Source organism: Variovorax sp. Soil_C_33 (assembly GCF_057656935.1).
Window position 1 is genome coordinate 265,399 of record NZ_JBDGJK010000008.1, and the last position, 7,449, is coordinate 272,847.

Here is a 7,449-nt window from a genome sequence, read left to right on the forward strand (position 1 = left end):
GTCAGCTCATGGCGGGCGAACTGCGGTGCAGATCGACGATGCGCCGCACCTTGGCCAACCAGGCCTGGACCTCGTCCAGCGCGGCGATGGCCTGGTCCCAGCTGGCTTCGACGAAGCGGATGCGGCTGCCAATCGGCGCTTGGCCGAGCCGCCACAGGTCGGCCTCGATCACCGTGCCGAATTTCGGGTAACCGCCCGAGGGCTGGGCGTCGCGCATCTGGATGATGGGCTGGCCGCTGTGCGGCACCTGGATCACGCCCGGCACGATGCCGTGCGAGCGCATTTCCATCGGCGCGACGGGCCGCAGCGCCTCGCCTGCCAGCCGGTAGCCGTAGCGATCGCTCTGCGCGGTGATCTTCCATTCGCCGGCCCAGAAGGCCGCGCGCGAGGCCTCCTCGAAGCCCAGGTATTCGGCGGCAGGCAGCACCCGCACGGCAGGCACGCCGTCCGCCTGCAGCGGCAAGGCCAGCGCGGGCGGCACGAGGCCGAAGCCTGTCCGGCATATGCGCCCTGCCCCTGCCGCGCGCAGCACGTCGCCCCGGCGCAGCGCGCGTCCTTCGTGGCCGCCGAAGGCGCCGCGCAGCTGGGTGCTGCGCGAGCCCAGGACCTCGGGCACATCCACGCCGCCGGCCAGGCACAGCACGGCGCGGCTGCCGCGCTGCGCGCCGCCCTGCGGCAGGCCCAGCGTCAGCACCTGGCCGGCACGCGCCTGGCACACCCACCAGGGCATCAGGGGTTGATCGTCCAGCCGTGCCGCGCAATCGGCGCCGGTCAGCGCGAAGGCGCAGTCCGCGTCGAAGCGCAGCTTGAACGGGAACACCGGCACCTCGATGGCGGCGGCGTCGATCTCGTTGCCCAGCATCAGGTTGCCGGCCGCCAGCGCCAGGTCGTCCATTGCGCCGGAGGTGCCGACGCCCCAGCGCAGGCTGCCGGTGCGGCCCAGGTCCTGCACGGTGGCGAGCGCGGCGGAGGAAAGGATCTCGATCATTTGACGATCCTCTGGACCCGGAAGCGGATCATGTCGCCCGGCTGCAGCATCGCGGGCGGGTCCTGCGCCGGATCGAAAAAGCACATCGAGGTGCTGCCGATGGTGTTCCAGCCGCTCGGGCCGGCCGAGGCCGAGACGCCGGTCTGCGCGCCGCCGATCGACACCGCGCCGCCCGGAATGCTCAGCACCGGCACCTGGCGCCGCGGCGTCGCGATGCGCGGGTCCATGCCGCCCAGGTAGCAGTAGCCGGGATGGCTGCCGAGCGCATAGACCGGGTAGACCGGCGTGCTGTGCAGGTCGACGATCTCCTCCACGCTGAGCCCGGTGTGCGCCACCACGTCGGCCATGTGGGGACCGGCCTCGCCGCCGTAGACCACGGGGAGTTCGACCACGCGCCCTTCGAGCGGCAGCGCCTCCGCCGCGTCCCAAGCCGCGTGCAGGCGGGCCTCCAGCGCTTCCAGTGCAGCGGCGCTGCGCGGGGGCCGCATGAAGGTCAGCATGAGGTTGTTCATGCCCGGCACCGCTTCGCGCACTTCGGGCCATTCCTGGGTCTCGCGCGCCAGCGTCCAGATGCGCTGCTGCGACCCGAGGTTCAGCTCGCCAGGCGCCTCGAACAGCAGCGCCGTGGTGCCCAGCAGGCTGACGGATGCGCGCTCCGTGATCATGCGGCGCTCCTTTGATGAAGCCAGCGCTCGAGATGGTGGATGTCCACGCCGCCGGCGGCGAAGCCGTCGTCTCGTAGGATCTCGCGATGCAGCGGTACATTGGTCGAGATGCCCTCGACATGCATCTCGGCCAGCGCCAGGCGCATGCGCTCGAGCGCATCGGCGCGCGTGCTGCCATGCGCAATGAGCTTGGCAATCATCGAGTCGTAGTACGGCGGCACGCGGTAGCCGGCGTTGGCATGCGAGTCCACGCGCACGCCGAAGCCGCCGGGCAGCTGCCAGCCGGTGATCCGGCCGGGCGATGGCGCGAAGGTGTCCGGGTTCTCGGCGTTGATACGGCACTCGATGGCATGGCCCTGGCAACGCACATCGGCCTGCGCCAGCGCCAGGCGTTCGCCGCGCGCCACGCGCAGCTGCTGCTGCACGATGTCGATGCCGGTGGTCATCTCGGTCACCGGATGCTCCACCTGCAGGCGGGTGTTCATCTCGATGAAGTAGAACGCACCGCGCTCGTAGAGGAACTCGAAGGTGCCGACGCCGCAGTAGCCGATCTGCCGGCAGGCGGCGGCGCAGCGCTCGCCGACCTCGGCGATCAGCGCCTCGTCGATGCCCGGCGCCGGCGCTTCCTCGATCACCTTCTGGTGGCGGCGCTGCAGCGAGCAGTCGCGGCTGCCGAGCCATAGCGCCTGGCCGTGGCTATCGGCCAGCACCTGGATCTCGACGTGGCGCGGGTGCAGCAGGAACTTCTCGATGTAGACCTCGGGGTTGCCGAAGGCGCGGCGCGCCTCCTCGCGCGTCAGGGCCATCGCGTCCGGCAGCGCAGCCTCGTCGTGCACCACGCGCATGCCGCGGCCGCCGCCGCCGCCGGCGGCCTTGACGATCACCGGATAGCCGACTTCGCGCGCCAGGGCCTGGATCGCCAGCGGATCCTCGGGCAGCCCCTCGTCCGGCCCGGGCACGCAGGGTACGCCGGCGCGCCGCATCGCGCGCTTGGCCGCGACCTTGTCGCCCATGGTGCGGATGCAGGCGGCGTTGGGGCCGATGAAAGCGAGGCCGGCCTGCTCGACGCGTTCGGCAAAGCCCGCGTTCTCCGACAGGAAACCGTAGCCCGGGTGGATGGCCTGCGCGCCGCTCACCTCGGCGGCGAACAGGATCGCGGACTGGTTCAGGTAGCTCTGCCCGGGCGCGGCAGGGCCGATGCACAGCGCCTGGTCGGCCTGCGCCACGTAGCTCGCGTCGCGGTCGGCCTCGGAGTGCACCGCCACGGTCTTGAGGCCGAGGCCGCGGCAGGCGCGCTGGATGCGCAATGCGATTTCTCCGCGGTTGGCGATCAGGACGGTGTCGAACATGTACTCGTCCTCACTCGAAGCGGAACAGCGGCTGGCCGGCTTCGACTTCCTGGCCCGAGCGGACCAGCACTTCCTGCAACGTGGCGTCGCGCTCGGCGCGCACCTCGTTGAACACCTTCATCGCCTCGATCACGCACAGGGTCTGGCCTGCCTTGATTGCTTGGCCGGCCTGCACGAAGGGCGGCTCGCCGGGCGTGGGCTGCAGATTCACCACGCCGTACAGCGGCGCGAGGCATTCGGCCGAAGCGGCCGCCGCAACAGGCGCATCGTGTGCCGCGATCGCCGCTCGCGCACGCGGCACCGCCGCCGCCAGCGCCGACTGCTTCGAAAGCCGTAGCGTGCTGCCGTTCTCGCTGTACTCCAGCTCGCACAGGTCCGATGCGGCCAGCGCGTCGATGAGCGTCTTGATCTGTTCCTGGTTCATGCCAGGGAACAGTAGCGGGCCGCGGGCGCAAAGCCCAAGACGGATTGGCTGTGCCGCGATAAGGGCGGCTTATGACAAGGCGCTCAGCTCGGGCTCGGGCGTCGAGGCGACGGTGCCGGCGAGGTCGACGACGAGCTCGAGCAGGATGTCCTTCACCGCTTGCGCCGGTTCGGACAGCGGCAGGTGGTCCGACTGGCACAGCGCGAGCGGCGCCTCGATCACCGGATCGACGATGCGGAACTGCCAGGCGCCGCAGGCCGCCACGACCTCGCGCGCCATCGAAGCCGGCAGGATGGTAGCGCCCAGTCCGTCGGCGATGGCCGCGGTCAGTGTGAAGGCCGACTCGATCTCGGCCACCACGCGCGGCACCATGCCGGCGCGCACGAAGGCCGCGTCGACCAGCTTGCGCACCACGTTGTAGGGACGCGGCAGGAACAGCTCGATCTCGCGCAGGTCGGCCAGCCGCACCGGCTCGGCCGGCGCCGGCATCGAGGCCGGCCCCACCAGGAACAGGGGTTCCTTGAGCAGCGGCAGGAAGCTGAGCCCGTGGATGGCCTTGTCGCCATAGAGCACGGCCAAGTCCATGCGGCCGTTCATGATGAGCTCGCTCAGCGTGGTGCCGTAGTTCTCGTTCAGGTAGAGCAGGATGCCGGGGTGTCGCGCGCGCACGGTGCGCAAGAGCGGCAACGACAGCGCGGAGGCCGCGGTGCCGGGCGCGAGCCCCACCGACACCTGGCCCGACAGGCCCTCGCCCGCGGCCTCCATGTCGACGCGGGCCTGCTCGCACTGGCGCAGGATGATCTGGGCGTGGCGGTACAGCACCTTGCCGGCCTCGGTGGGCGTCACGCCGCGCTTGGTGCGCACCAGCAATTGCTGCCGCACCTCGCCTTCGAGCGTCGCGAGCTGCTGGCTGAGCGCCGGTTGCGCGATGAAGAGCACCTCGGCGGCCTGCGTCAGGCTGCCGATGTCCACGATCTTCACGAAGTATTTGAGGCGCCGGAGGTTCACGCCTTGTCTCCAAGCAAAAGCTGAGCCTAGCACCGGGGTGCGGGGGCGCGTACCCGGGGTCACCATAAGCTCTGCCTATACAACCAGAGCGATCTTGTCTTGGCCGCGGCGGGGCGATATGCGTACCTTTGGGCATTCCGCAGACCAAGGAAGCTCCGTGACCACCTCCCGCATCGCCGCCCGCGTACGGCGCATCAAGCCTTCGCCCAGCACTTCCGCCGCCGACCGCGCCAACGAGCTGCGCCGCCAGGGCAAATCGATCGTCAACCTGGTGGTGGGCGAACCCGACTTCGACACGCCTGCGCACATCCGGCGCGCCGCCGCCGAGGCCATGGACAAGGGCGCGACGCGCTACACGCTGATGGCCGGCACGGTCGAGCTGCGCCAGGCCATCGTCGCCAAGCTGCAGCGCGAGAACGGCCTCGCGTACGCCATGAACGAGATCATCGTCACCAGCGGCGCCAAGAGCGCGATCTACAACGCCTTCGCCATCACGCTGGAGCCGGGCGACGAGGTCATCATCCCCGCGCCCTACTGGGTGTCCTACCCCGACATGGTTCTGGCCTGCGAAGGCAAGCCCGTCGTCGTCGCCTGCCCGGAAGCGCACGGCTTCAAGCTCACGCCGGCCCAGCTGGAGGCCGCCATCACGCCACGCACGCGCTGGCTGCTGATCAACTCGCCGAGCAACCCCACCGGTGCGAGCTACACGGCCGATGAATACCGCGCGCTGGCGGATGTCCTTGCACGCCATCCGCACGTGATGGTGATGACCGACGACATCTACGAGCACATCCGCTTCGACGGCCGATCGACGCCGCACCTCCTGGCGGTCGAGCCGGCCTTGCGCGAGCGCACGCTGGCCGTGAACGGCGTCTCCAAGACTTATGCGATGACCGGCTGGCGCATCGGCTGGGCCGCCGGTCCGGCGGACCTGGTCACGGCAATGGACACCCTGCTCTCGCAGTCCGCCGGCAACTGCTGCTCGATCAGCCAGGCAGCCGCCGCGGCGGCGCTCAACGGCGACCAGCGCTTCGTGGCCGAGAGCGTGGCGGTCTACAAGGAGCGGCGCGACCGCACGCTCGCGCTCGTCAATGCGATCCCCGGCCTCTGCTGCGCCGCGCCGCCCGGCGCCTTCTACCTCTACATCGACTGCGCCGGACTGATCGGCAAGAGCACGCCCGCGGGCAAGCCGCTCAACGAAGACGGCGACGTGGTGATGTACCTGCTGGAAAGCGCTGGCGTGGCCACGGTCGCCGGCACCGCCTACGGGCTCTCGCCCTACTTCCGCCTGTCCATCGCCACCGCGATCGACACGCTGGAAGAAGGCTGTGTGCGGATCGCCCGCGCGGTGGCCGAGCTGCGCTGAACGCGCAAACCATTCCAAGGACACACCATGCCCTACAAAGCCATCCGCAAGAACCCCTCGGCCATGCAGGTCGATCCGAAAATCCTGGCCGCGCTGCGCGAGATGCCCGTCGCGGCGCTGAGCGACAACATGCACCGCAACATCGGCACCACGGGCCTGAACCCCTATCACCGTCCCGTCGCCCGGACCATGGCGGGCACGGCCGTCACGGCGCGCTCGCGCGGCGGCGACAACCTGACGTATTTGCGCGCGCTCGAGTTCTGCCGTCCCGGCGACGTGCTGGTGATCGATGCCGGGGGCATCCTCAACAACGCGGTGGTCGGCGGCATCCTGTCCTTCTACGCCGCCCATATCGGCGTCGTGGGCGTGGTGGTCGACGGAGCGATCCGCGACGTGGCCGAAATCCGGGCGCGCGAGTTCCCGGTCTACGCACGCGGCGTCACCCACCGCGGCCCGTACAAGGACGGCCCGGGCGAGATCAACGTGCCGGTGTCCGTCGGCGGCATGGTAGTCAATCCCGGCGACATCGTGGTCGGCGACCAGGATGGCCTGATGGCGTTCGCGCCGGACGAGGCCGAGCTGCTGATCGAGAAGGCACGCGCGCACCTGGAGACCGAAGCCGAGACGATACGGGCCATGAAGGAAGGTCGATGGGACCGCTCCTTCATCGACGCGCTCGAGGCCCGCTGCGCCAACTGAGCGCATCGGCAGCGCGCGCGAGGCGATACTCCGCTACTCGGACACGCGACACACGCACCTTGATGGAGACACCGCCTTGAATCCCGTTCTCAAAAGTTTCGACCTCAGCGGGCGCACCGCCCTCATCACCGGCTCCAGCGCCGGCATCGGCTACGCCCTGGCGCGCGGACTGGCGGGCGCCGGCGCGCGCGTGATCCTCAACGCGCGCAGCGCCGACAAGCTCGAACAGGCCGCGGCACGGCTGCGCGAGGAAGGCGCCACCGTGTTCACCGCCGCCTTCGACGTGACCTCGGGCGAGGCGGTGGGCGCGGCCATCGAGCGCATCGAGGCCGACATCGGCGCCATCGACATCCTCGTCAACAATGCCGGCATGCAGCGCCGCGGCCCGCTCGACCAGTTCGAGGAAGCGCACTGGCACGAGCTGATGAAGACCAACGTCGACAGCGTGTTCCTGGTCGGCCAGGCGGTGGCGCGCCGGATGATCCCGCGCCGGCGCGGCAAGATCATCAACATCTGCTCGGTGCAAAGCGAGCTCGGCCGCCCCGGCATCGCGCCCTACACCGCGAGCAAGGGCGCGGTGAAGATGCTGACCAAGGGCATGGCGATCGACTGGGGCCAGCACGGCATCCAGGTCAACGGCCTGGGGCCGGGCTACTTCAAGACCGAGCTGACCGATGCGCTGGTCAAGAACGAGGAGTTCACCGCCTGGCTGGTGAACCGCACGCCGTCGCGCCGCTGGGGCGACGTGGAAGACCTGGTCGGCGCGGCGGTGTTCCTCGCGAGCGACGCTTCCAACTTCGTCAACGGCCACGTCCTTTACGTCGACGGCGGCGTGACGGCCACGCTCTAGACAAGGAACCAGCCATGGAAGCCCTCGTCATCCACGCCCCCGGCGATCTGCGCGTCGAAGAAGTCGCGACCCCCGAACTCGGCCCCGGCCAGCTGCAGGT

Annotated in this window: 8 protein-coding genes; 3 read left to right on the forward strand and 5 right to left on the reverse strand. The window is 69.9% G+C overall.

The features are described from left to right. Position 1: 1 nt before the first annotated feature. From AC3A6B_RS15145 to nac, 5 genes are all read right to left on the reverse strand, one after another. Positions 2-988, reverse strand: a complete 987-nt coding sequence (locus tag AC3A6B_RS15145) for a 5-oxoprolinase subunit C family protein (protein ID WP_487837509.1) — start codon at positions 986-988, stop codon at positions 2-4. After that, positions 985-1,653 carry a 5-oxoprolinase subunit PxpB gene (pxpB, locus tag AC3A6B_RS15150; RefSeq protein ID WP_487837510.1) on the reverse strand — a complete coding sequence of 223 codons (669 nt, stop codon included), beginning with the start codon at positions 1,651-1,653 and terminating at the stop codon, positions 985-987. Before pxpB ends, AC3A6B_RS15145 begins: the two co-directional genes overlap by 4 nt. After that, entirely contained in the window at positions 1,650-3,002 is a 1,353-nt protein-coding gene (accC, locus tag AC3A6B_RS15155; RefSeq protein WP_487837511.1) for an acetyl-CoA carboxylase biotin carboxylase subunit, read from the reverse strand. Before accC ends, pxpB begins: the two co-directional genes overlap by 4 nt. Before the next feature lie 10 nt (positions 3,003-3,012). After that, positions 3,013-3,426, reverse strand: a complete 414-nt coding sequence (locus AC3A6B_RS15160; protein WP_487837512.1) for an acetyl-CoA carboxylase biotin carboxyl carrier protein — start codon at positions 3,424-3,426, stop codon at positions 3,013-3,015. Between the two features lie 69 nt (positions 3,427-3,495). Continuing rightward, positions 3,496-4,434, reverse strand: a complete 939-nt coding sequence (gene nac, locus AC3A6B_RS15165) for a nitrogen assimilation transcriptional regulator NAC (RefSeq protein ID WP_436295229.1) — start codon at positions 4,432-4,434, stop codon at positions 3,496-3,498. A gap of 157 nt (positions 4,435-4,591) precedes the next feature. On the opposite strand from nac, the gene AC3A6B_RS15170 reads away from it, so the two are divergent. The 3 genes from AC3A6B_RS15170 (at position 4,592) to AC3A6B_RS15180 (ending at position 7,349) form a co-directional block, all read left to right on the forward strand. Continuing rightward, entirely contained in the window at positions 4,592-5,800 is a 1,209-nt protein-coding gene (locus tag AC3A6B_RS15170) for an aspartate transaminase (protein WP_487837513.1), read from the forward strand. Positions 5,801-5,827: 27 nt separating this feature from the next. Continuing rightward, positions 5,828-6,499, forward strand: coding sequence for an RraA family protein (locus tag AC3A6B_RS15175; RefSeq protein WP_487837514.1), 672 nt, complete (start codon positions 5,828-5,830; stop codon positions 6,497-6,499). Positions 6,500-6,575: 76 nt separating this feature from the next. Next, positions 6,576-7,349 (forward strand): glucose 1-dehydrogenase, encoded by a 774-nt coding sequence (locus tag AC3A6B_RS15180; protein WP_487837515.1) that lies wholly within the window; start codon positions 6,576-6,578, stop codon positions 7,347-7,349. The last annotated feature ends 100 nt before the right edge of the window (positions 7,350-7,449 follow it).